This is a genomic window from Leptospira weilii serovar Ranarum str. ICFT (assembly GCF_000332415.1).
GTDB classification, from domain to species: Bacteria; Spirochaetota; Leptospiria; order Leptospirales; family Leptospiraceae; genus Leptospira; species Leptospira weilii_A.
In genome coordinates this window covers 41588-64430 of sequence record NZ_AOHC02000025.1, presented here as the reverse complement: position 1 = coordinate 64430, position 22843 = coordinate 41588, and the positions used below count along the sequence as shown (strand labels likewise).

Sequence of the window (22843 nt, the reverse complement as noted above, 5' to 3'; positions counted from 1 at the left end):
TTGACAAGCGGAGTTTTGTACGTAGGATCGTCGAAATTCTTTCTCGGAGGATTTCCGTTTGAGTCGTACAATCCGTTTTTTGTTTATACTTTTTTTCCTAATCTTAACCTTTGGAAACTGTAAAAAGGAATTGAGTGTTTCCATGGCCACGTCCACTTCGTTGAGCGACAAACTCGCGTTCGCTGCACTCGGAGGCGGCGATTGGAAACCGGAAGAGGGCGCCGAGTTCGTAAAACTTCATTTTTATCCGGACGAAGGGTTCCAATTGAAAAAGGTGGAAGTGGATTCTTGTAAGGGAGAATTTACGGACGCAGTCACTGCTTATATCAACTTTGACGAGTTAAGTGCGGCGGCGGATCTTTCCGCGAAAAAGGCTTGGGTGAGTTTTGAAAAACCGGTTTATGCAAGATCCGTAACGATCAATTTTAGAAAGAACAAGGATCTTTGTATCGGAGAAATTCGTTTTTACGACGAGAAAGAAAAACAATTCTCCCTAAAACTTCCCAAGATCGTGGAAGGTTCCGTTACGGCTTCGGAGACCGCGGCTCCGATACAATCCTACGACGCGATGAATCTTTTCGATTCTCGTTACGAATACGCTTGGGCCTCGGATAAAAAAGGAAAGGGAGTTACCTTGGATTTTAAATTCAAGGAATTACAAAAGTTTAATACGATCAAAATCTGGAACGGTTATCAGAGATCGGATCAACACTGTTATTCCAACGGAAGATTGAAGTCGGCGACTCTTACGGGTGACAACGGTTATAGTCAAAAGATTCAACTCCAGGACATTCTCGGACCTCAAGAGATCGCACTCGAAAAAACATTCGAAGGAACTTCTTTGCGTCTGACCGTGGACGATATCTATGCGGGAAAGATGTATAAGGGATTTGTGTTGAGTGAGGTTCGTTTTGGAAAGGATAAGAATTGGGTTCTCATCAATCCGATCACACGCTCTCAAAGTATCGCCCAGTCCAATCACCTTCAATTTACCGTTTCGGATCTGGATATAATCTTAAATCGCGGTCTCAAAGGATCCGAAAGATCTCACCTGCCTGTGGAAATGCAAAGTACGGAGACGATTGAAAGTCCGGAAAACGTAGAGAACGGGCAAGCGGACGAAAAGACCGCGACGGAAGTTTCTTCCACAGAAGAATCAAATCAACAGAGAGTGAAATCCAATTGGTCTCTGCGAATGCGTTCGGACGGGTCTTTTTTTATGGAAGGGGATGCCCATGATCAAAGTTCCGTCGGTGATGAAAGATGGATTTATAAAACGAGTAAGTTCTACGCAATCGGAAATTATGAAGTAAAGGAAGCCTCTGCGGAAGGATTGAAATTAAGGGTATTCGGTTTTATGAGAAGATATTCGTCTTCCCATGAAATCAATGAAAAACAGTATAGTAAGGACATGGACTGCAACGGTTGCGGTCGAGATTGTAATATGGCGGACAAGGATCCGGATAAAAAAGAAATCATCTTCCAGGATTTCATTACGATCAAAAAGTTAAACGGAAACGTGTATGTTCAAAACACGAGCCCGAGTCGGAAATTGGATTTTCAAATCCTGGAAATGACTCTCGAATGAAACATTCAAAAAAAAGAATCCGATTTGCAATCTAAGGAATTACTTTTTATTGAAGATGAAAAACATACGACGTAATATCGGGAATCCGATTTGCAATTTAAGGAACGATTCTCTCTTGAAAAACAAACAACGTAATATCGGAATTTTTCTTCTTCTTTTTTGTTTGTTCGAATGTAAGAAAGAAATTTCCAATTCGGCGGCGGAAAATCTGGAACCTCTTTCCTCCGATCCCAACCGGCAAGTTCGGGTTCAAATTCTCTGGGAGAAAAAAAATTTTCCTTTGGAAATGGAACTCTACGAAGGAGCTTCTCAAAGGCCCGTAGACCTTTGGGCCACGGGGACCGTAAAGGATTTATCGGAAGCCCCGGTTTCAGTAAAGATGGAAGAAAACGATCTTTATCTCAAACCGGGTTCTAAAAAAAGATTTGTGCTCGTTGTAAAAAACACAACAAACCGGGATTTTTATTTTTTTGCGGCCCCGCATTCCATGGTTCCCGCAGAAGGTTCCTTGGGATTCAAATTCAAATGTCTTTGTATCAATCACGCTTTTTACATTCCTCCCGGAGAAACTTGGTACAGGGTGGTCGAGTTAAGAACGGGAGGGGAAGTTATGGGAAAAGAATTAAAAATTACTCATACACTTGTGGGAATGGACGAGGCGAGAATTCAACTCTATCAAAAAAGAATCGGAACCGTCTCGAACGAGGACTAAGGCGTTAGTACTCGGATATCTCGATCATCTTTCCGATTCGCCCCAACTTTTTTATACCGATACTCACGTTACTTTACGTTTATGGAAGAACGTTATTTTGCGGAAGATCGATAAGGTTCGGCTTCAGTGAAGAGGTTTGATGTCTCCCGATTCGAGAATAGGCCCTCCGCAGAGAACTACTTTGTCTTCGATTTTACAATGTCTTTTGGAATGGTCAAAGGATGAGTACAACACACCTTCGGATGAATTTTTTTCGTCCTGAAATTCCCCCTCATAGATGCTCGTATCGGGGAAACGAACCTTTCCCGGACCGATCATTTGTCCCATTAGAAACGTCCCTTCCAGCATCGCTCCGTTTTTAAAGATATAGGTTCCTTTTCCGTCCCTCAAATCGTTTTTGAAACTTCCTTCAAATCTATCCCCGTTCTTGTATTTGATCCGTCCGGGGCCGTTTCTAAGATCGTTTGAAAAGGAACCGATATATTCGTCGTCGTTATCGTACACATAAGTTCCCGTCCCGGAAAAACAATCTCCTTGGATACAACCTCGGATCGTATCGGATTGCGCGGGCGCCGAACGGTCGGAGACAGACGCGGCCGTGTCAGAGGTTTGTTCGCCCGGTTCCGTTTTTTCACTTTCGTAAGGAACGGCTTCACCTGTAGGTTCGTTAGGCGGTATTTTTTTGTCTCCGGAAGAACATTGTACGGCGAGAAAAAGGATAAGGAACATAACTCCCGGAAAAGTATTGCGGAAAACTCCAATCGAACGGACTTTTTTCGAAATCGAGTTTAGAATTTGTTTCAAGAAGATCATATTTTTTGAATACGAAATAAAAACGTTCGCACTTACAAACATAACCAAAATTTTATTTATCAAGGCGGAATCTGTCAAACTCAATTCTTTTATGAACTTACAGGTGTAATCCCTTTGGCGATTGATAAATCAGGAACATTGGATCGTCTTTTTGTTTTAGAAATAAAGGAAGACCTCTCAAAAAAGGATGAAACCGAATTCGATCTAACAATTCTACGTCTTTCTCTTTCGGGAAAATATTTTCATAGGTCTTTAGACATAAGCTTCGGATTTTTTTAGAAAGAGTAAACATGGGAAACGTTTGGCGGATCTATAAACTTGTTTTCAAAACAACTTTGAGTTTGTCCGCCAACCGTCCGATTTTATCGGAATGGCCGCAAATCTCTGCGATTGTTTTGAGACAGGCTCTTACTAGGATTTGTATTAAAATCCCGTTTCAGAACGTCATGCGGCATTTTTGGAAACGATTCAAAAAAAGTCCGTTTGGCGGTAAATTTGAAAATCCTAGGATACTAGGGCCGAAACGATCAAACAATGGGGTCGAAACATAATGTCGGCTCTTAGCAGAGCTTAGATGCGATCCTTAGAGAGTGTTGCGGCCAAAAGCCACGGAAGGTTTTTCTCTATCAGAAAATCATACTTTTTGCAAGTAAAAAGCTCCTTGGGTCGAACTCACGTTAGTTTATTATATAGTTAAGAGTAACAGAGCCATTAGACTTTAACAAAGTATGATTTTTCTCTTCTGTAAAATTTCTGAAATCTGAATCCTAACCACTCGAAGCCAACTTGTGGGGTCGGTTATGGATAGGAAAGCTTAAGGGTTTAATAGAGAACTTTTTATATCATCAGAGTAAATACAGACAATTCGAACTTTGAGGAGTGAAAAGAAAAACATCCTCTCGAAAAGAGGATGTTATAAAGCGGACTTGTTTCGTTAAGGGAGGAAAACGAACGTCTTCTCCCTTTGAAAAAGATCAATATCTGGATCGAGATTTTTCCGGAAACGGTTTTTTAGGAAGCGCTTCGTTGACTTTAATTTCTCTTCCACGGATTTGAGTTCCGTTTAAGCCGTCAATGGCCGCATTTCCTTCGTCTTTGTTCGCCATTTCCACAAATGCCAATCCCCGGGATTTGCCGGAAAGTTTATCAGTGATGATGCGTACAGAGGTTACTTCTCCAAAAGATTCAAATGCTTTACGGAGATCGTCTTCGGTTGCCTGATAGGCGAGGTTGCCTATATAAATGTTCATGAGAAAGGGTCCTTACAAAAAATTACTGGCTTCTAAATTCAAATAGAATGCAAGGGAGACCAATCAATCGGCGGGATTCGAGAGAGATCCTGGTGCTCTATTGTTTAAAAGTCCTCAACTGACCTGGGAAAAGGCAGCTAAAGATTCCAGTCGCGCTTAGGGTAATCATGGTCAAAAAATTGTCAAGAAAATCTCATATTTTGCGAATGACTCACTGAAAAAACCGAGTGGGATTTTTAACCTTGTATCGATCTTTTGAAATCGAATCTATGTCTCTCTATTTTCGGGTTTCCTTTTTCCGAAGAAAATTTTCCGAGTTTTTTCGATTTGGAGAGATCCTTTTTGAACATAAGAATTTTCTGATTCTCTCAAGTAGAAGAAGTCGTTTCCCGAACTCGTCTTTTTTAAATTTTTTTTACCGATTCCCTAAAAATATAATCCTGAAGTAAGAGAGCGATATCCAAAGAACCGTATCCTTTCCTTTCGGATTGGAAAGGGAGAATTGAGAATGAAACAATTTGTTAGGAAACGAATCGTAATTTTTCTGACGGCGCTCGAACTTTTTTCCTGTAAACCGGAGGATCGTAAATTCGATGCGCTCGATCCTATCGCCGCCGAAGGAAGCCTTTGTTTATTCAATCTCTTGGTCCCTCAAAGCCGGTTTTCAAAGTCTCAAATCGGAACCGATCAATCTTCGTTTGGACGGCTCCGTACGTAAACCCGCGCGTAAGGATCGTGCCGGTTTTTTGAGAGTTTTTTCGGACATATTTTTAAAATCGAAAACTAAAGTGCGGGAATCTTTTCACAAAAGAATGATCGATCCGACGCGGGAGCCGATATGGCCTTGAAAAATCGGATGTTCGATTTGTTTGCCGAATTAGGAAACTTTTTCCGACAAACATCCGGTTTCAACGATTTCAAATCCTCCGATACGGTTCTCAAGGATCTGGCGGTTAATTTAGAAAAGTATTATACACTTGGCGCCGCATAACTCGTCGGAAATAGGAAATTATAGGGATCCGAATCGATCGAATGCGGAAAAGATACGAGCCCCAACGGACGCCGATACACGTTAGACGCCGTTAGAATCGGTTTTGCGGCGGACGCGGAATTTAAGTTTATCTCGCTTTCCAAAGCCGAACAACGACTCTGAATTAAGAAATTTGAATGCTCTTTAGGCGATCTTATCGACGGAAAGTTCGGAAAAGGTTTTTCACGCTTACCACGGAAAGGACTTTCGATCCGTATCTGTTAGGCGGAATAAAATTGATAGGAGAGGACACAAACGATCCGAGATCTCTGATCGTGTCCTTAAGGAGTGGAAACGAATTATATCAGTACTGAAAAATTTAAGTCGTATTATTTAATATTTAAACATTCCGGGAGAAATTCAATAATCCCTTCCATTTCGATCATCGCCTTCGTATAAAAAACGATTTCAAAATCGTGGTGCTTATATTCCAATTCGTACAAAAGAATTTTCATTGATAAAAAATCGTTCGCTTTTATTCACGAACGAGTTAGAAAGCCTTCAAGATAAAAAAGGAATTCGAAAATCAATGGATATAACATTCTATCAAGCCTCTTGTTACTTAGTGACTACCGTGCTTACTTACAGGACGTTTCATAATATATTTCTATATTATAAAAATCGAAAACAGGTTTATCTCTTACATTTTGCTTTTTTACAGGTTTCTTACGGTTTATATCTTTTGTTTTTTACAAAAACCATCAATGTGGCCGACGCCGGGGACGCCTTGATTTGGGAAAGGTTGGAAAATACGGTACTTCCCATATTCGGAACGTTTTTGATATTGTTTGTAAACGGCTATCGTAGGATTTTCAGTAAGGATTTTGTTTACCTGTATATTCTTCTTAATGTGCTCTTGTCTGCGGTGATTTTGACGGATCCGAATTCTTATCATATCGGACTTGCGCGTGAAAGAAAGTTTCCGCTACTCGGAATCGTGATCTACGAAACCGATCAGCCTCTTTTGGTTCACTATTTATATCTCTCCGGAATTTTGATGATTCTCTGGATTTTGTTTAAGGTGATCGCACAATTTTTTCGCAATTTATTCAATAATTTATTTCTATTCGTGGGACTCGTTTTATTTTGTGCGAACGTATTCTTAGACATACTGGTTGCGATGAATTTAGTTCCGTTACCGTATACTTCTCATTTCAGTTTTTTGATTCTTATTTTTTCGGTGGATTCGTTTCTCACTTTGAATCGATCGGTAAGGGAAATTCGAGATGAATTAAAACAGGTTCTTGTATCTCCGAAAAAAAACGTTTTTGCTCTTGCCTCGGAAAAACAAAACGGGGAAACGAAAAGTAATAAAGAAGAAAGTCAGCCTAAGATTTCCGGAGTCGGTTCGTTCGTATCTGAAGAGGATCGAATTTTTATCCGCACACTCGGCGGTTTGGAATTGGAAAGAGGAGGGGTGCGAATACCTCAGACGGAAATTTCCAGTAAAAGGAAAATGTTAAAACTCGTAAAAATCCTTCTCATTCGTTTTGAAAAAGGAATTCATAGAGAAGAGTTGCTGGAACTTCTTTGGCCGGGAATGACGGAGAAGAACGCACTCAATAGTTTACACGCTCTTTGTTTTCGTTTGAGAAAAATTATCGGGAATCCGGAAGCTCTTGTTTTTTTGGAAGACCGATTATTTTTTCGACAGGATTTGGTACGAACGGATTTTCAACTTTTTGAAAAACACTATGAAGAAGGGGCAAGGGCGTTGCGCAAAGGAGAAACGGACCTTGCGATTCAGGAATTTCGATTTGCAAGGGTTTTCTACCGCGGCGATTTTTTCGAATTCGATTTGTATTTTCCGGAATCCGAAATTCGAAGAGAATACGTGCGAAAAAGTTTGATCGGAATCTTTCGGTTTTTGTGCGATAAGGATTTGGAAAAAAGGGAAATGGAAGAGCTATTGGAAGATTCCGCAAGTTGGATTTGTATGGACGATTTGGATGAAAGAGCTTGGAGATTTCACTTTGAGGCGCTTCTTCAATTGGATCGTAAAAACGAAGCGCTTCGTAAGTATGAAGAATTCAAAAAATCTCTGAAGAAGGAACTCGGCGTCGAACCGGAATCGGCAACACTCGATTTAATCGACAGAATCCGATCCGGATCGGCGAATCGAACTTCTGCTCGTTTCAAAGATTCCGTACTTTAACGCGTGTTAGGCGGTTTAAAGTTTGGGCGAATTCTGCCATTGTCAAGTCAATGGCAGAACCGCGCTTGAACTCAATGTTGCTGCCTGCGGTCGCAACATAATGCTCTGATCAACAAATTGACGGATCGATCGAAAAACGAAATTCTTTCCCGACTTCAATTTGTTGATCCCGCTTCAATCGCTTTCGCATTGGTTCCGCAAAAAGTTCATTGCTGGCGTTTCAAGGGGTTAGGGATTAGGAACTAGGCGTTAGGTTTTTCAATCGGAAGTTCATACTGTTCCCGGTTCAACCCCACGGAGCGAAAAAGCCTATAGCGGAGCTTCGGGGATCGTAGTTCTCGCACTCGGGGCCATCGTATTCGTGGAACTTAGAAGGGCCGGCGCCTCGCAACAAAGAGCGTTAGCCGCAACCGCAATGAGCGGAAGTTTGGGAGTGGTCCTACCTCCTTGTCTTTTAGTCGTGATCGTCGCTTCCTTAAATCTGGATGTGACTACGGACGAACTTTTCCATTGGGGATGGAGGGTTTTTGCGGTTTCCAGTACGATCTTTTTACTCGTAAGTTGGTTTCTCCGGAAAAATTCCTGGAAGATCCAACCGGAAAAAAACGCGCTTCAATCCACCTGGTCCGCTTTTAAACCTTTCAGTTTTTACATTCTGATTTCCGTTGGGATCGTTCTAATGGTTGTACTCGGGCTTGGAACTCGTTTCGACGAACACACGGCTCCTTATATACTACCGATTGTTCTGCTCGTTTTGATTTACTGGGAACACGGACAAAATCGGAAAGAACAGTCCGTAACGAGAGAAGCGGTCAGGATCTCCAAAACTTCTTACGATACGGGATCTCATTTAGGAGCTCTTTTGATTCTGATGGGGCTTTCCGCTTGTATGGGAGGAGTATTCGAACGTTCGAATATTATAAATCTATTTCCTACAAAGTTGGGATCTCCTCTGTCGGCGATGTTCGTGTTAACGATCGCTCTCGTCATTATCGGTATGCTTATGGATCCGTACGGCGCCGAGATTTTCGTTTCCGTGACGCTTTCTCCGATCGCAAAGGCGAACGGGATTCATCCGTTGAACTTCTGGATGGCCGCTCTGGTTTCCTTCGAGTTGGGATATTTAACTCCTCCGGTCGCCTTAAATCATCTTTTGACCAAACACGTCGTGAGAGAACATTTGGAAAAGGAATCCGACTTACATCCCACCGATTTTTTCGCCAAATACGAAAGGTTGATCGTTCCGATCGTCGTGTTGTTCCTAACGTTGATTGTAACCGCGTTCGGCCCGATCCTTTATCAAAGCTGGAATTTATAAAGTTGTTCGCTCTTGGGCGACTTGGTTTCGCTTCGGTAAGAATTTATTTCCCGTTATTGATATAAAAGATCGGTCGTTAAACGAATCGTAAAACGGGAGATAGTCGACTTAGGATTCGATTTGTTTTAGAAAATCATTTAATTGCAAAATGCATTATAAATCATGAATGTATTTGGGACGTTATGGCTCTCTCCGGATCGCGGCGCGGTTTTACTGTTTTCTCGTAACGGCAAGAAGAGCGGTCGTTTCCAAAATATTTTTTCCGTATTTTTTTTCCAAGATTCTTCCGCAGTCTAAAATCAGGTCCCTGGAATTTTGGAAATTCTTACCCGCTAAATCGTTTTGCAGTTGTTTTGTGAATTCGGAAGAAGCGACGCTAGCTAAGGTTCGATCCGAAATTAGGATCCAATATTCTCCCATTTTCAGAAAGATTTTTTTCACGTCTAAATCGATCGTTTTGTAATCGAAGAAACGGACTTTCGTTTTTTCCAAAACGTTTAATTTTTCGTTTTTGTAAACGAATGCGGGAAGTTCTTGGAAGTGAACGGAACCGAGTTCCCCGGTTTTGGTTTTGAGATAAAAGATGGAAAGGTTTAAAAACGGAACCGGCATTTTGGAAAGAATTTTACCGATTTTAAAGACTAGTTCTTCTCCGGGAATTGTGCCGGTTTCGTTGGCTAAGGAAAAAATTCCTTCCAGCCTCGCTTTGAACGCGGATTCTAAAACGCCGGGACTTGAAAATCCGGCCAAAATTCCCACACAACCGTCCGTGCTCGGGATGACGCTCACATAATCGCAGTTAGAGTTTCCACTCATTCTTGGAAAGAGTGAAACGTCCAAGTTTCGAATCTTAGGCAATTGGATTCTATAAAAAGCTCTTTGAATCGAGTCGGCGATCTCTTTGGATCTTTCGCCTAACGTTTCTTCGGAAGGATTGCCTTCCGATTCTTTTTGTTGAAAGAATTTCAGACGAAAGGCCCGGACTAACTCACCGATCTCGTCGTCTCTTTCCGCAACTGGGGTTTCCTCGTAGACGTCGTTTCCCCAGTCCTGAACGAGAGTAACCAGAGAACGCATCGAAGAGTATATGAGCTTTACTGAATAGAACACAAGAGACGCGAGCAGGGTGGAAAAGGAAATCGAAAGCGCGAGCCGGATGGAAAGTGAAATCGCCTTTTGTTGTCCTAAGGGTGATTTGAGAATGATATCGTCCGTAACCGTGTAAACGAGAAAGAATAAAAAGCTCAGAACGAAAACGGCGATTGATAATTTGAATTTAGAAGGAATTTTTATGAACAAGTTATTCTCTCTCTATCACTTTCATCAGAACGATCGAGACCGCGAACAAAATCGTCAATGGAACGAATAGGAACAACATTGAAATCAAATCCGGTCCCGGAGAAAGAACGGCGGCCGCAATCGCAAGAACGATGATCGCTTCTCTCCATTTCGAAAGCAGAAAAGAAGAACGGACGATTCCCAAACTGCCAAGAAGAATGAGTACAATAGGAAGCTGAAAAGATAAACCGAAAATCAAATGGATGTTAAAAAAAATTTCGTAATATTCGTCGATCGGAAGTTTGGATTCGATATCCGGAGGACGAAAGTTGACGAGAAAGATTCTTAAAAGATTTTCGAAAGCCTCGGTCCAACAAAGCCAAACCCCGAACCAGAAAAGAAGCGTACTGAAAAGAATGAGAAATTTACCGTAACGATCCGTTCGGGGATCGAGAGCCGGGGAAACAAAACCCCAGAGAAAAAAAAGAACAAAAGGAAGACCTAAAAGAATCGAGATCATAAAAGAACTCTTCAAATAGATCATAAACGGAGCCATCAGTTTGATCTGATAGAAGGTCGCCTGCGGACCCAAAACATTCTTATAAGGTTGTGCCAGAATCTTGTGAATCTCTTCACCGAAAAACAAGGAGATTCCCATGATCACTGCGACCACGAGCAGGGAACGTATGAGAACCGTCCGGAGTTCTTCCAGATGGTCCCCGAGCGTCATATACTTTTCCCGATCTCTCGATACGGATTCTTTGGACGCTTCCGGAGGGAGAGGGGGTTGTAGCTTTTTCTTTACGGCCATTCCGCGAACGGGTTTCGTCAAACGGATTTGGATTTTTTGGATTTGGAAGCTTTCGTTTTCGATTCGGACGGCTCTTGATCCTGGCCGATTTGTTGGGAAGAGTCGTCCGATTCTCCCGTTAAGGATTTACGAAACGACCTGATTCCGTCTCCCAAATCTTTTGCCAGAGAAGGAAGTCTCTTTCCTCCGAAGAGAAGGAGAGCGATGAATAAAATGAGAAGAATTTCAGTCCATCCGAGTGATCCGAAAACTGCAAGTGGTGCAAACATAAAAAATACCTCAACCGGTGTTTAGGTGCGAAAGCCGCACACGAAAAAAGTTTATACGACTTTAAGCCGACTTAAAAGTCCGATTTGCACATTAAAAAATTCTACAAATTGGACGACGTCCCTTCGTTAGACTTTCCCTTCGCTTTTATCTGTCAAATAGTAAGTAATGCGGCGAAGGCCGAACACGAGGATCCAAGGATCGTTTGTCTTTATCGGAAAAAGGTTCCCCTTAAGGTAATGGATGGCAAAACTCCTCTTTATGGAAATATCTTCTTTTGAGTTCCGACAATTCATCCCGAATTGTTTCTTAGGAGGACATAAATTTTAGGAATGAAATTTCACCAAAAAAGGGACGATTCCGGTCGGTTCCGTCCTTTTTAAAATGAAAATTACCGATATTCTAAGTATATCAGTTGGGAAAAAACCGTTTTAGATGGCACTAACCAAAGAGCAAAAACAGGACTTTGCGGAGAAGTTGACGGACTTCAAGGTTTATTTGGAAGACCTTAAAAAGGAGAGTAATCTCTTTAAGTCTCAGTTGAGAAAGGATCCGAGGGTCGAACCTTACTACCAGATTGCGTTGTCCGTAAACGCGATTAAGACGATCAATACCTGTCTTTTGGTAAATGATTTGAGCGTCGCGATTTTAGATATCAAAAGCGATACCTACTTAAATACGGGAAGGAAGGAGATATACAATGCAATTTCCGTAATGGAGAAAGTGGTAGGAGCCGATTTCGAAGGAGGTTTGGCGGAAAATAAGGATCTCCTCGTGAAAATTCCGGAATTCATTCCCGTTCAGAGATTGAATTTTATCAAAGCGATTCGCCAGGTGACTCACAAAACGATAGACGCTTTTGGAACCAACAGCAAATGGAAATGGAGTTTTCCGGAAATTCATTTTAAGATCGCCGTTCTATGTAAAAACATTTTCGATTTTCGGGCTTTTGAAAAAGAAAGGGATTTGGAAAATCCGCACTATTACATTCGACAGGAACATTTTAATTTGATTCTCGAACTGTCTAACTACGCCGCACAGGAATACCGCGCTAAATTCGATCTTTCCACCCAGGACGTGGGGGATCTGAAAAAATCCATCTCCTTGCTCGAAGTAAACCGCAAAATTCTCCAGACCACCGGTGAAGAAACGGAGGATTTGGAAAAAACAAAAACATTGATCGAATCCCTCAAAGATAAAGTCGAATCAATAGAAGCGGAGAAGGAGAAAAAGAAAAAGAAAAAATAGACCCGACGAGTCTGATATATATTATAGGAAAAAAGGAGACTGAATCAAAGATGGCATTAGCAGAAATCAACGATTCAAATTTTAAGAGTGAGACATCCGGAGGATTGGTTCTCATCGATTGTTGGGCGGAGTGGTGCGGCCCTTGTAGAATGGTAGCCCCGGTTCTCGAAGAACTTTCCGGAGAATTGAACGGTACGGTAAAAATCAAAAAACTGAATGTAGACGATAACCAAGACACGGCGCAAAGTTTGGGAATTTCCTCCATTCCGACATTGTTGCTTTACAAAGACGGACAACTCGTGGATAAAGTAATCGGAGCTCTTCCGAAAGCCCAAATTAAGAATTTTATCGAAAGACATAAATAATTCTTTTTCTTCCATTACGTACTATGCTGAAAGAAACATACAAAGGTTATACGGAATTGCCTAGAGGAGGTTATCTCATAGATACCTCCGAGGGATATCTTCAAATCGGCTCTCCGCCGGAAACGATCAAAGACACGATGGGGTTGGAGAAAAAGTCCCCGTTGGTCTTTATTTTACCCAATAAATTCTTTCATGTGGAAAAGGGGATTAGCACGGCGGAATTGGAATTCCCGATCTATTATAACTTCTTTTTAAGACAGAAAAAAACATTCATCGTTTGTACGGAAGAACAAAGAACCCAGCTTATTACCGTACTCAAAGAATCCTTAATGGGACCCGACAATATCAGTCTCAAGAGCGAGTATCTCAACGGGGAAGAATCCTTCGGATTTCCGGATATGAAAGCGGAGATGGCTTACTTCCGCGGATACAAAGGACTCGACGACGTCGTGGACTTCAAGGTATTCGACGCGGCCAACAAAGTATATTACGGAAATGTAATTATTCTTAAACTGGAAAACGGAGACTTTCTCATTCAGGACGGAGAAAGAAAGATCGAGGTTCCGGGAGAAGTCGGATTCAACATCAAGTATGATATCGGGGAAAGGCCGACCGAACCGTTTCAAGCGCCGATCATCGGGATTACGTGCCTCGGACCTTCGCACGGATTCGATCCGGAAGACAACACTTCCGGATTTATCATCTGGCTGAATCACCAGGGAATCATGGTGGATCCTCCGGTAAATTCCACGGAGTGGTTGCGTCAGTCGAACGTAAACCCGAAACTCATCAATAACGTCATTTTAACGCACTGTCACGCCGATCACGACGCGGGTACGTTTCAAAAAATTTTGGAAGAAAACAAAATCACGATTCACGCGACCGAAACGGTGATGGACAGTTTTTTAAGAAAATACTCCGCGCTGACGAAAATTCCCAAAAAGGAATTGCAGGAACTTTTTCATTTCCAGCCGATCATCATCGGAAAGGCGACTATGATCAACGGAGGAGAATTCAGTTTTCATTATGCGTTGCATTCGATTCCTTCGGTGGGTTTCGAGTTTTTCTTTCAAGACCAGTCTTTTATTTATACGTCGGATCATTTGAACGAGCCTGAAATTCACGATAAAATGTACGCGCAGGGAATTCTTCCCGAATCCAGATGGAAATTTTTCAAAGAGTTTCCTTGGGAAAGAAGAATCATTTATCACGAGGCCGGAATTCCTCCACTGCATACTCGAATCAGTTATCTTGCATCTCTGCCGGAAGACGTTCAGGGAAAGATTACGGTATATCATATCGCAAGAAAGGATATGCCCGAGGGAACCAAACTCAAACTTGCAAAATTCGGAATTGAGAACACACTCTATCCGGAGATCACACCTCCTAAACATATCGAAGCCTACAACCTTTTGGACGTATTGACTCAGATTGATATTTTTCACGGATTTCCGATCGAAAAGGCCAAGGAATTTTTACTCATCGTAAATGAAGAAAGATACAAACGCGGAGATCAGATCATCCGTAAAGGAACTCCCGGAGATAAGTTTTATATCATCGCATCCGGAAACGTGAAGTTCGAAGGACTTAATCAGGACGAATCGGGTCAAGGACCGATCAAACGTTACGGAACTTACGAGTATTTTGGAGAAGCCTCTCTCGTATTGGATCTCCCGAGAGCGGCCGACGTTTATGCGGAAACGGACGTGCTCGCACTTACGATCGAAAAAAATAAGTTCTTACAATTTATACGGAATTCGGATCTTAAAAACAACCTAACGAGGTTGAATGAAATCCGAGATTCGAATTCGTGGAAGGCATTGGCGGAATCCAGACACTTTCGAGGATTGACCAGTCATCAAATCACTCAGTTAGAGTTGATCATGACTTTGCATAAAGTGAACGCAGGTTCAATACTCGTGAAAGAAAAAGAATTTTACGGAGATGCCTACATCATTCGCAATGGAAAAGTGAACGTCTATCAGGACGGTAATTTGTTAGCCGAACTAACGGATGGGGACTTCGTTGGAGAGATATACAATATCTCCAAAAGCTTCGTATCGAATTATACGTTTAAAGCAGAAGTCGATACAGAGTTGTATTCCATTCAGCAGAATGATCTGATCGATTACGTAAAGAAGAATCCCGGCGTTTACATGAGAATGAACACGGTCTATTCGTAGACGTAGGGAGAAATAATGAATGGATAGAATCCTTCAATTCACGGAAGAACACGAGACGTTCCGTGTTATGGCTAGAAAATTTTTTGAGACGGAAGTCGCTCCGAATCACGAATCCTGGGAAAAAGTCGGGATTGTTCCTAAAGAAGTTTGGAAAAAAGCCGGAGCCAACGGTTTACTTTGTCCGAATATTCCGGTGGAGTACGGTGGGGCGGACGCAGATTTTCTATATAATGTAATCATAATAGAAGAGTCTTCGAGAGTAGGGAACAGCGGATTTTTCATTTCCTTACACAACGACGTAATTGCACCCTATATTTCGACTTACGCAAACGAGGAGCAAAAGAAACGTTGGCTGCCGGGTTGCGCGAGCGGAGACAGTATTCTTGCCGTTGCGATGACGGAGCCGGGAGCCGGTTCCGATTTGAAAAATATCAGAACTTCCGCGATTGAAAAAAGCGATCATTACGTCGTAAACGGACAAAAAACCTTCATTTCCAACGGACAGTTGGCAAATTTAATCATCACGGCTGTTAAACATGACAACGGCACGATGTCTCTCCTTATGGTAGAAGAGGGAATGAAGGGTTTTGAAAGAGGTAGAAGATTAGAAAAAATCGGTCTGAAAGCTCAGGATACTTCGGAATTGTATTACAACGACGTGATCGTTCCTAAGGAAAACCTGATCGGAAAACAAGGCCAAGGATTTCGATATCTGATGCAAAAGTTGGCTACGGAGCGATTGGTACTTTCCATCGCAGCCGTGGAAGCGACCGCACTCGTACAAAGAATTACCCTTCAATACATTAAGGAAAGACAGGCCTTCGGAAAGAAAATCGGAACCTTTCAGAGCATCAAATTTAAGATGGCTGAAATGGCGACGGAGCTGGAGATGTGTCGTCTTTTTGTCGATAAGATTACTCTGGAAACGATGGCCGGAAGATCGAATACTGCGGAAGCTTCGATGGCAAAGTGGTATTCCACCGAAATGCAAAAACGTCATACGGATGAATGTTTGCAGTTCTTCGGCGGTTACGGTTATATGATGGAGTATCCGATCGCCAGAGCGTATCTGGACGCGAGAATCCAGACAATTTACGCGGGAACGACGGAAATTATGAAAGAGATCATAGGCAGAAGTCTAGGGCTCTGAAAGAAATTTCCAACGATTTCCGTCCAATGAAAACGGGGTAATGATGTCTACCTACCACAACTTTAGTGTAGGAAAAATTTTTCCTATTTTGATACTTTCTTTTGCCGGACTCGTTCCGGCTAATCCTCTGCTGGCGCAAGTCGAGTGTACGGGGGCTGCTTGTGCGATGATTCCGAGCAATATTTCTTCCCAGTTCAACGGGTTGGAAAACGAAATTCGGACTAAATATCTAAACGAAGTCGTCGACTCGATGGGGGACGCGGCTTTGCTTACTACGATCAATTCTTCCATGATGGGCACCGGAACGATCAATCGATTTCAGATCGGCGCCGGGGTATCCGCAGCGGGTGTTAAAAATGAAGACATCCAAATCCAATATGGGGGAATTACGCTCCCCAATTTGCCGAATGGAGGAGCGTCCCTGGCGCCTACTTTGATGGCAGGTTTCAATTTGGGTTGGTTGACCGGAAACGGACCTGCCGATCAGAAAGAAAAAGAGAATGAAAATGACAGGGAAGGAAGGTCCTTTCTTCATAGAATCAATCTTTATGTCCACGGTTTTCAAGGAAAATTGGATCAGGGAGATTTGAAAGGTCTGAACGACCAGTCGGAACAGTATAAATTTTCGGGTAACTATAATTCCTTTGGCGCTACGGTTCGTTTTCAATTGATCAAAGAACGTTATACACGTTTGGACTTTTTCGGTTTTACCGGTCTCAGTTTGGGACTCGGATTTCATCGTAAGACCGAAGAGATGGATCTGGGCTACTCACCGACTTCGATTCCAAAGATATCTTTCGGTCCTGCAACCGGGCGATGGGATGCAGACTTTGCCTTGGGTTACAGATCTAAATCCGAATCCTTACCGATCGATATTCGCACCGGAGTTCGTTTATTTTATTTTCTTACGATCTTTGCCGGAGCCGGGATGAGCCAAAATTCGGGAAATTCCAATATACAACTTGCGGTAAGCGGTCCGGTGGCTCTGACCCTAGAAGCGGCGGCGGCCGGTTTACCTTATGATTTTTTAAAAGGACAATCCGCAACGGCTGCGGGAAACTTAGTGATTCGGAGTCACGGAGACGCAAAGGCGAAGGACAGTTTTAATTATCTTTTGGGAGGCGTGGAAATCAATCTTCTCGCCTTTAAGATTTTGGTGGAAGGTATGGTTTCCGACAAGATTTATTCGGCGAACTTGGGTGTGAAGTTCGCGCTTTGAAGAGCGGCACGTTTTTTGCATTCTAATTGATATCTCTTCCATAAAGATTCGTTTTTTGTGAAGAGTGTATTAGAAATAAACAGAATGTATTTAAGGAAACCGTTATGATCCAAACGCCCACAGAATCTTCCGTTCATATTTCCTGTATTCCGAGAGACGGTTCCTATGCGTTGAAAGTGAATATTTCCAATAACGAAATTGGAATCATCTATAGAGTAACGGCGGCGCTTTTTGTAAGAGGTTGGACGATCGAAGAAGCCGTGGCCGAAACCTCTCAAGACGGTTATATCAGCGATATATTCATCGTTAGGAATTTGGAAAATCTTCCGATGACCGAAGAGATGCTTCAGGTCATTCAGACCGATTTGAAGGAAATGTTCTTTCAAGGTGTTTCCGTTCTGAGCTACCTCGAAAAGTTTCCGGAAAAAGCGGAATACCTCAAAAATAAGGAAAGATATCCGATCGAATTGTTCTTATTCAATTCTCAAGGAAGCGACTGCACCGTGATGGATTTGAGAATGAAGGACAGACCCGGGATCATCTTTGAAATTTCACAACTTTTGTTTCTCTACGGGATCGATATTCTTTCTTTCAAGGCGGTTACGGATTCCGGCGGAGTTCGGGATACGTTTTTACTCCGATTGGAAAACGGAAGTAAACTCGACGAGATTCTTCACTTTGAAAGATTGGCCGTCGCTTTGAAGACGATTTTATAAAAATAATTTAACGTGAGTTCGACGGTTGAAATCTTGGGCGAATAAGAAACTCAGGTGCGTTCGCAACATACTGATACAATTCCTTCGGAATTAAACTAAAGTGTTGCTCTCGATGGATCGCAACCTAAATCGCTTTCGCTATACCGAACTCACGTTATTTACGAATGAACGCGTCCCGGTTGTTTCAATTTCCAAATAAAAAGCAAAAATAGAAAACAAATAATCCCCGAAGTCAAAAACGAAATCGCCGGACCTCTGCTGAAATAGATCAAACAGAATACGAATGGGGCAAGTCCTCTTCCCAAGGAAGCGAGGCTTCGAAACATTCCCAGATTGGTTCCTTGTGTTTCCTTGCCGGATACAAGAGAGACTAACGTGGACAGGGCGGGGTGAAGTAAAGCGCTTCCGCCGGCCAGGAACGTAAGAGCGATAAAAAGCTGATAGGAATTGGAAACGAAGTAAAGAAGTGAAAAACCTAGGAGCAAAAAAAGTCCTCCGGCTCGAATCAGTCTCGTTTCCTTAACCTTGCCGGAAAGTTTTCGAAAAACCCCGCCCTGAATCAGAACGATGATCATCCCGATATAAACGAAAGTAAAACCGATCGCAACCGGACTATAGTTCAAAAATTGACTCAGATAAAAATTGATCGAAAACTCAAAACCCGAAAATGCGAAAACGAAGACAAAATAAAGCAGAGAATACATTACGACTTCCTTATTTTTGGAAGTGAAAACTCCGATGATCGGATGTATCTTTTTCGTTTCCGACGAGGCTCGATCTTCTAAATTCAGGGTTTCCCGAAACCAAAAAGCGATCATAAGTAGATTGACCAAAGCGATCGTGGCAGCGGCCAAGGCCGACGCAGGAAAAACGGTAAACGTAATATCCGGAAACGCGAGTTCTAAAAAGCTCAGGTCCACTTTCGCAAACAATCCCCCCGTCGGTGGACCCGCGATAAATCCCAAACCCACACCCGCTCCGATGAGTCCCATTCCCTTCGCGCGATCTTTTTCGCTGGTAATATCCGCCATCGCTGCGGAGGCTACGGAGATGTTTCCTCCCATCATTCCCGTAATGACTCTGGAAAGAACGAATAGAGAAAAACTTCCGGAAAATAACCAAACCGCATAACCGAAAAAACTTCCGAAACTCGTAAGAACCAGCACCGGCTTTCGGCCCACACGATCTGAAATTCTTCCCCAGATAGGCGCGAATGCGAATTGTAAAAGGGAATAGAGACTGGCGACGATTCCACCGAAAAGAGCGACGAACAAATACCAATCTCCCCCTGAAGCTTCTATCAAAATCCTTGTAAAATCGGTAAACTTATCCAGGACCGGGTCTCCGGATTGAGAGAGAAAGATCTTGAGTGTTTCCGGGAAGATGGGAAAGATTACGGAAAATCCCATCATATCGATAAATACGGTAAAAAAAAGTACAAAAGAGATTTTATTCATGCGAGGTAGAATGGCCTGAAAACAACAGTCTTTCAAGCCACCCGCCTTGTCCTAACATTTTCGAAAAACGGGAGTTATTGTTTTTTACTTAAGAGGTGTTTCAGTTCTTCGAATGTGTTTTTCGCCGCCGCTTTGAACGGTTCCGGAATGGACGATTCGATTTCGGCGGAAAGACGAATAAAATTTTCCTGAAGTTTAGCGAACGCTTGTTGGCTGCTCTCCTCACCTTTGGAAAGAATTTCGGTCGCATCCTGAACCGTTTTATTGAGAAGTTCTCGAACCTGATTGGCCTTTATACTTTGATTCACTTCTCCTTTTTCTCTCAGTTCTTGGTAGATCTTATCCAATTCAACCAAGGACTGTTTGATTTTTTCCTCTCCGTTTTGAAACAGGGCGATTCCCGCGTTTAGAATATCCATCAATAACCTTTCCAATCTGCTTCTCCTTTCGATCTACCCATTGAGTTCGATCGATGATTGTAGAACTTACACCGACTCTAAGTCGTCTCTTTTTTAAAATTGTATCTGGAAAATTAAGAATTCTCTATTAACTTTTTGATCTGGTCTCGGATTCTGGCGGCTGTTTCGTAATCTTCGGTTCTCAGCGCATTGTTTAAGGATTCTTGCAGGATTTCCAATTGAGTTTTCGGAAGTTGGGAAATTTTTTCTCTCGCGATGGACTCTCCCGGAATTTCCTCGTCTTTCATTTCGATTCCGGCTTCTTCGATCACTTTTTTGGCGAGATAAATCGGGGCGTTTGCACGCAGTGCAAGTGCGATGGAATCGCTGGGTCTTGCGTCCAGAACGATTACGTCTTCGTCCTTACGAAGAGTGATTTTCGCGTAAAAGGTATTGTCTATGATTTCTTCGATCGAAATTTTCAGGATGCTCACGTTTAAAGTTCCGAGTAGTACGGTCATCAAGTCGTGAGTCATCGGTCTGGGAGGTTTGGTTCCGTCCAAAACGGAAGTGATGGAATGGGTTTCCAAGGGTCCGATAAAAATCGGAACCACTCTGGAATCGGAATCGTCCTTCGTTTTTAGAAAGACGGCGAATCCTACGTTCGTTAGAGAAATATCGGAAATTTTTGCTTCTACAAGATCCATTCCCTTGGAGGCTATCCCTGCAAACCTATGGTGTCAAATGCTTTCCCGAGGAAATCAGTCCAGTTTCTGAATCCAATCGTGAAAGCCCGCGCACATTTCCCGAACCGTAGGCATGTGAAATAGAATTCCCAAATGTCCCTGATCGAATTTTACAATTTGATTGTTGGGAGAAGGGAGCGACCTTAATTCTTCTTCCACCGAATCGACCGGAACGATTTTATCCAACGTGCCCAAAACGGAATAAATCGGAAGTTGGAAGTTTCTTTGCAGTTCCGTGTAATTGATCGAACCGTCGAAAGAGAAAAACGCGTGATCCTTACTCAATTGGGAGCGGATGAATTGCAGAATGACCTTCGTCGATTCCTCGCAAAAAATATCCTCGATCAAAAAATACCATTCCGGAGGAGAGATTTGTCTGTAGCCGACAAAGTCCCTGAGGTTGACGACTTTTGTGCTGAGTTCGAAAGAAACCGTTCTCAAAGAAGAATGAAGTCCCAATAAGAACTTAAAGAATTTATTGAGGTCCACGGTCGGAAGAGTGGATTGAAGAGAGAATGTGGTAAGATCGAATATAAAATCGGAAATCGATTTTGCGGGAAGCAGGCTGAGTCCCGTTTTGAGAGCGTTCATTCCCGGAATATTGGTTCCCACCGAAACGAAGTTAGGCGAAGTCACGGAGATGATTCCGGAAATCACTTCTTTGGGATCGGGAAGCGAAACCTTGTTCTGCGGATATTTCGCGATAAAAGTTTCGTAAGCGGATACGTAGTAACGAGGAATCATTCCTCCCATACTGTGGCCCATCACTACGATTTTTTCCTTGGGGAAACTTTCCCGAATCCAGTTTAAGACGGCCGGAAAGTCCTCTTGGATGAAGTCGTCGATCGTCCAACCTTCTTTGATCCCGTTGTAAGGAAGGGTCTGTCTGGAGCGACCCCGCATGTCCATGGAAAAAACTCGGTAACCGTATTTGAGGGCCATCTCTCTGGCGACCTTGTCCATTACCGATCTCCTACAGAAAAAACCGGGGATCAAAAGAAGAATTTTACCGCCTCCGTTCGTTTTTTCCGGCTCGAATCGTTTTAAACTGACCGAAAAACCGTTGTTAGACGGAATGATATAACTCGCATCCAGACGATAGGAACAATTGTAAGTATGACAATCGAATATGATCGAAGTGACGGGATGTTGTTGTCCGCCCGTTCTTGTGTAGTAGAGATGTTTTGCATAGGAGTGAAGATCCGCTTTTTCTATATTCTTTTTTGCGATGTAAGGGTCCGCTTTGTTGTCCATCTCTCTGGCGACTACGAAGTCCACTACGTCGTAAAAGGAGCTCAATTGTTCCCGGACTTCCTCCCTTTGTTCGTCGCTCATTCTATCTCTTCGAATTCCCCAGATCATACCGATCGGATTTCCTTTCACGAAGAGAGGAATTCCCGCGGCGTAGTTCATGGTTCCGGAAAGAAGATGTCTTAAATTCGGGTGAATTTTATCGTCCTTGAGACTGCTGAAAACCACTTCGGGACGTTTTTTGGTTTCCACCGAGATGATCGCTTCTCGGATAAAGTTGGCGGAAAGATTGTCCTGATCCTGAATCGAAACGGGAAGCGTTCTGTTAATAAATTCCTGAATGTCCTTAAGTCCGATTCGGGTTGCGATCTCTTTCATTTTAAAATGAGTCGCGGAAGCGACGATTTTAAGATTTTTGTCTTGGATCGCTTCAAAGACCGCATAGTTGAACATGGGTTGGTTGTTTGTAAAAGTTAAGGCGACAATTTTATTTACAAAGGAGGACCAAACTTTTTCCAAAAACTTATACGTCTGATTTGGGATCGGAAAAATAAAAATGTCGTCAGCCGCAACGTTAAGTCCGCTTTTACCTCTTCTTTTACGAGATGTGGTTTTTTTTTCTAGAAGTCCAGCCATACTACGGCCAGAATTGTCGGTGAAAACTTTTGTGCCAACCTGGATTTAAACGATTTTTTAGTCTTTTAAGCGAATTATTTCTGAAAAGCTTTCGGTTCAAACGAGTTGAAATTTGAAAGAAAAACAATAAATCGGAAAAAAAATTTTATACTCCGGAAAATATTTTCTTTTAAAAAATAGATTCAAAAATTATAAAATACTATTGTATGCAAAGTCTGTTTTTATGAAAACGTTCGGGCGTGCCCCTGCGAG

General features: G+C 42.5%; 20 protein-coding genes and 1 pseudogene. 12 read left to right on the top strand and 9 right to left on the bottom strand.

Going from position 1 to position 22843, the window contains the following annotated elements; all coding sequences use genetic code 11:
- Positions 1-58: 58 nt before the first annotated feature.
- Both LEP1GSC060_RS07815 and lsa20 read left to right on the top strand, forming a co-directional pair.
- Positions 59-1588, top strand: a complete 1530-nt coding sequence (locus LEP1GSC060_RS07815) for an NADase-type glycan-binding domain-containing protein (protein ID WP_003000501.1) — start codon at positions 59-61, stop codon at positions 1586-1588.
- A 115-nt stretch (positions 1589-1703) separates the two neighbouring features.
- Entirely contained in the window at positions 1704-2300 is a 597-nt protein-coding gene (lsa20, locus tag LEP1GSC060_RS07810; protein ID WP_036095808.1) for an LIC11469 family lipoprotein adhesin Lsa20, read from the top strand.
- 123 nt (positions 2301-2423) lie between these two features.
- Here the strand turns inward: lsa20 and LEP1GSC060_RS07805 are convergent, their stop codons facing one another.
- Together LEP1GSC060_RS07805 and LEP1GSC060_RS07790 are read right to left on the bottom strand one after the other, a co-directional pair.
- Positions 2424-3155 carry an MORN repeat-containing protein gene (locus LEP1GSC060_RS07805; RefSeq protein WP_003000499.1) on the bottom strand — a complete coding sequence of 244 codons (732 nt, stop codon included), beginning with the start codon at positions 3153-3155 and terminating at the stop codon, positions 2424-2426.
- 932 nt (positions 3156-4087) lie between these two features.
- Positions 4088-4363: an RNA recognition motif domain-containing protein gene (locus tag LEP1GSC060_RS07790; protein ID WP_002152104.1), complete on the bottom strand. Its 276-nt coding sequence runs from the start codon at positions 4361-4363 to the stop codon at positions 4088-4090.
- A 593-nt stretch (positions 4364-4956) separates the two neighbouring features.
- Between LEP1GSC060_RS07790 and LEP1GSC060_RS20295 the strand changes: the two genes are divergently transcribed.
- The 4 genes and pseudogenes from LEP1GSC060_RS20295 to LEP1GSC060_RS07775 all read left to right on the top strand — a co-directional run.
- Complete coding sequence (locus tag LEP1GSC060_RS20295; RefSeq protein WP_196221633.1) at positions 4957-5211, top strand: hypothetical protein; 255 nt, start codon at positions 4957-4959, stop codon at positions 5209-5211.
- Positions 5202-5354 (top strand): hypothetical protein, encoded by a 153-nt coding sequence (locus LEP1GSC060_RS20290; protein ID WP_003000579.1) that lies wholly within the window; start codon positions 5202-5204, stop codon positions 5352-5354. Before LEP1GSC060_RS20295 ends, LEP1GSC060_RS20290 begins: the two co-directional genes overlap by 10 nt.
- A 568-nt stretch (positions 5355-5922) precedes the next feature.
- The gene (locus LEP1GSC060_RS07780) at positions 5923-7548 is read left to right on the top strand and encodes a BTAD domain-containing putative transcriptional regulator (RefSeq protein ID WP_036095806.1); all 1626 of its coding nucleotides are present in this window, start codon (positions 5923-5925) and stop codon (positions 7546-7548) included.
- Between the two features lie 307 nt (positions 7549-7855).
- Positions 7856-8866 (top strand): annotated as a pseudogene (locus tag LEP1GSC060_RS07775) (TRAP transporter large permease subunit); the annotation flags it as partial.
- Positions 8867-9076: 210 nt separating this feature from the next.
- Here LEP1GSC060_RS07775 and rktP read toward each other — a convergent pair.
- The 3 genes from rktP to LEP1GSC060_RS07760 are packed head-to-tail and all read right to left on the bottom strand — an operon-like array spanning position 9077 to position 11224.
- Entirely contained in the window at positions 9077-10165 is a 1089-nt protein-coding gene (rktP, locus tag LEP1GSC060_RS07770) for an Arg-Lys translocation region protein phosphatase RktP (RefSeq protein ID WP_003000512.1), read from the bottom strand.
- A gap of 1 nt (position 10166) precedes the next feature.
- Entirely contained in the window at positions 10167-10976 is an 810-nt protein-coding gene (gene tatC / locus LEP1GSC060_RS07765; protein WP_155119649.1) for a twin-arginine translocase subunit TatC, read from the bottom strand.
- Entirely contained in the window at positions 10973-11224 is a 252-nt protein-coding gene (locus LEP1GSC060_RS07760) for a Sec-independent protein translocase subunit TatA/TatB (protein ID WP_003000387.1), read from the bottom strand. The genes tatC and LEP1GSC060_RS07760 overlap by 4 nt, the downstream gene beginning before the upstream one ends.
- A gap of 433 nt (positions 11225-11657) precedes the next feature.
- On the opposite strand from LEP1GSC060_RS07760, the gene LEP1GSC060_RS07755 reads away from it, so the two are divergent.
- The 6 genes from LEP1GSC060_RS07755 to LEP1GSC060_RS07730 all read left to right on the top strand — a co-directional run bounded on the left by LEP1GSC060_RS07755 (position 11658) and on the right by LEP1GSC060_RS07730 (position 18103).
- A complete protein-coding gene (locus LEP1GSC060_RS07755) occupies positions 11658-12470 on the top strand; it encodes a hypothetical protein (protein ID WP_003000346.1) in 813 nt (270 codons plus the stop codon).
- A gap of 50 nt (positions 12471-12520) precedes the next feature.
- Entirely contained in the window at positions 12521-12835 is a 315-nt protein-coding gene (gene trxA, locus LEP1GSC060_RS07750) for a thioredoxin (protein ID WP_003000400.1), read from the top strand.
- A gap of 23 nt (positions 12836-12858) precedes the next feature.
- Positions 12859-15018: a cAMP/cGMP-dependent 3',5'-cyclic-AMP/GMP phosphodiesterase gene (locus LEP1GSC060_RS07745; protein WP_003000442.1), complete on the top strand. Its 2160-nt coding sequence runs from the start codon at positions 12859-12861 to the stop codon at positions 15016-15018.
- 19 nt (positions 15019-15037) lie between these two features.
- Positions 15038-16168, top strand: coding sequence for an acyl-CoA dehydrogenase family protein (locus LEP1GSC060_RS07740; RefSeq protein WP_003000348.1), 1131 nt, complete (start codon positions 15038-15040; stop codon positions 16166-16168).
- 43 nt (positions 16169-16211) lie between these two features.
- Entirely contained in the window at positions 16212-17387 is a 1176-nt protein-coding gene (locus LEP1GSC060_RS07735; RefSeq protein WP_036095777.1) for an Lsa36 family surface (lipo)protein, read from the top strand.
- A 104-nt stretch (positions 17388-17491) separates the two neighbouring features.
- Positions 17492-18103, top strand: coding sequence for a hypothetical protein (locus tag LEP1GSC060_RS07730; RefSeq protein WP_003000556.1), 612 nt, complete (start codon positions 17492-17494; stop codon positions 18101-18103).
- Between the two features lie 158 nt (positions 18104-18261).
- Here LEP1GSC060_RS07730 and LEP1GSC060_RS07725 read toward each other — a convergent pair whose 3' ends face one another.
- The 4 genes from LEP1GSC060_RS07725 to LEP1GSC060_RS07710 form a co-directional block, all read right to left on the bottom strand.
- The gene (locus LEP1GSC060_RS07725; protein WP_003000345.1) at positions 18262-19560 is read right to left on the bottom strand and encodes an MFS transporter; all 1299 of its coding nucleotides are present in this window, start codon (positions 19558-19560) and stop codon (positions 18262-18264) included.
- Between the two features lie 74 nt (positions 19561-19634).
- Positions 19635-19994 (bottom strand): phasin-related domain-containing protein, encoded by a 360-nt coding sequence (locus LEP1GSC060_RS07720; RefSeq protein WP_155119647.1) that lies wholly within the window; start codon positions 19992-19994, stop codon positions 19635-19637.
- Between the two features lie 98 nt (positions 19995-20092).
- Entirely contained in the window at positions 20093-20665 is a 573-nt protein-coding gene (locus tag LEP1GSC060_RS07715; RefSeq protein ID WP_003000489.1) for a bifunctional nuclease family protein, read from the bottom strand.
- A gap of 54 nt (positions 20666-20719) precedes the next feature.
- The gene (locus LEP1GSC060_RS07710) at positions 20720-22591 is read right to left on the bottom strand and encodes an alpha/beta hydrolase (RefSeq protein ID WP_003000457.1); all 1872 of its coding nucleotides are present in this window, start codon (positions 22589-22591) and stop codon (positions 20720-20722) included.
- Positions 22592-22843: the final 252 nt, after the last annotated feature.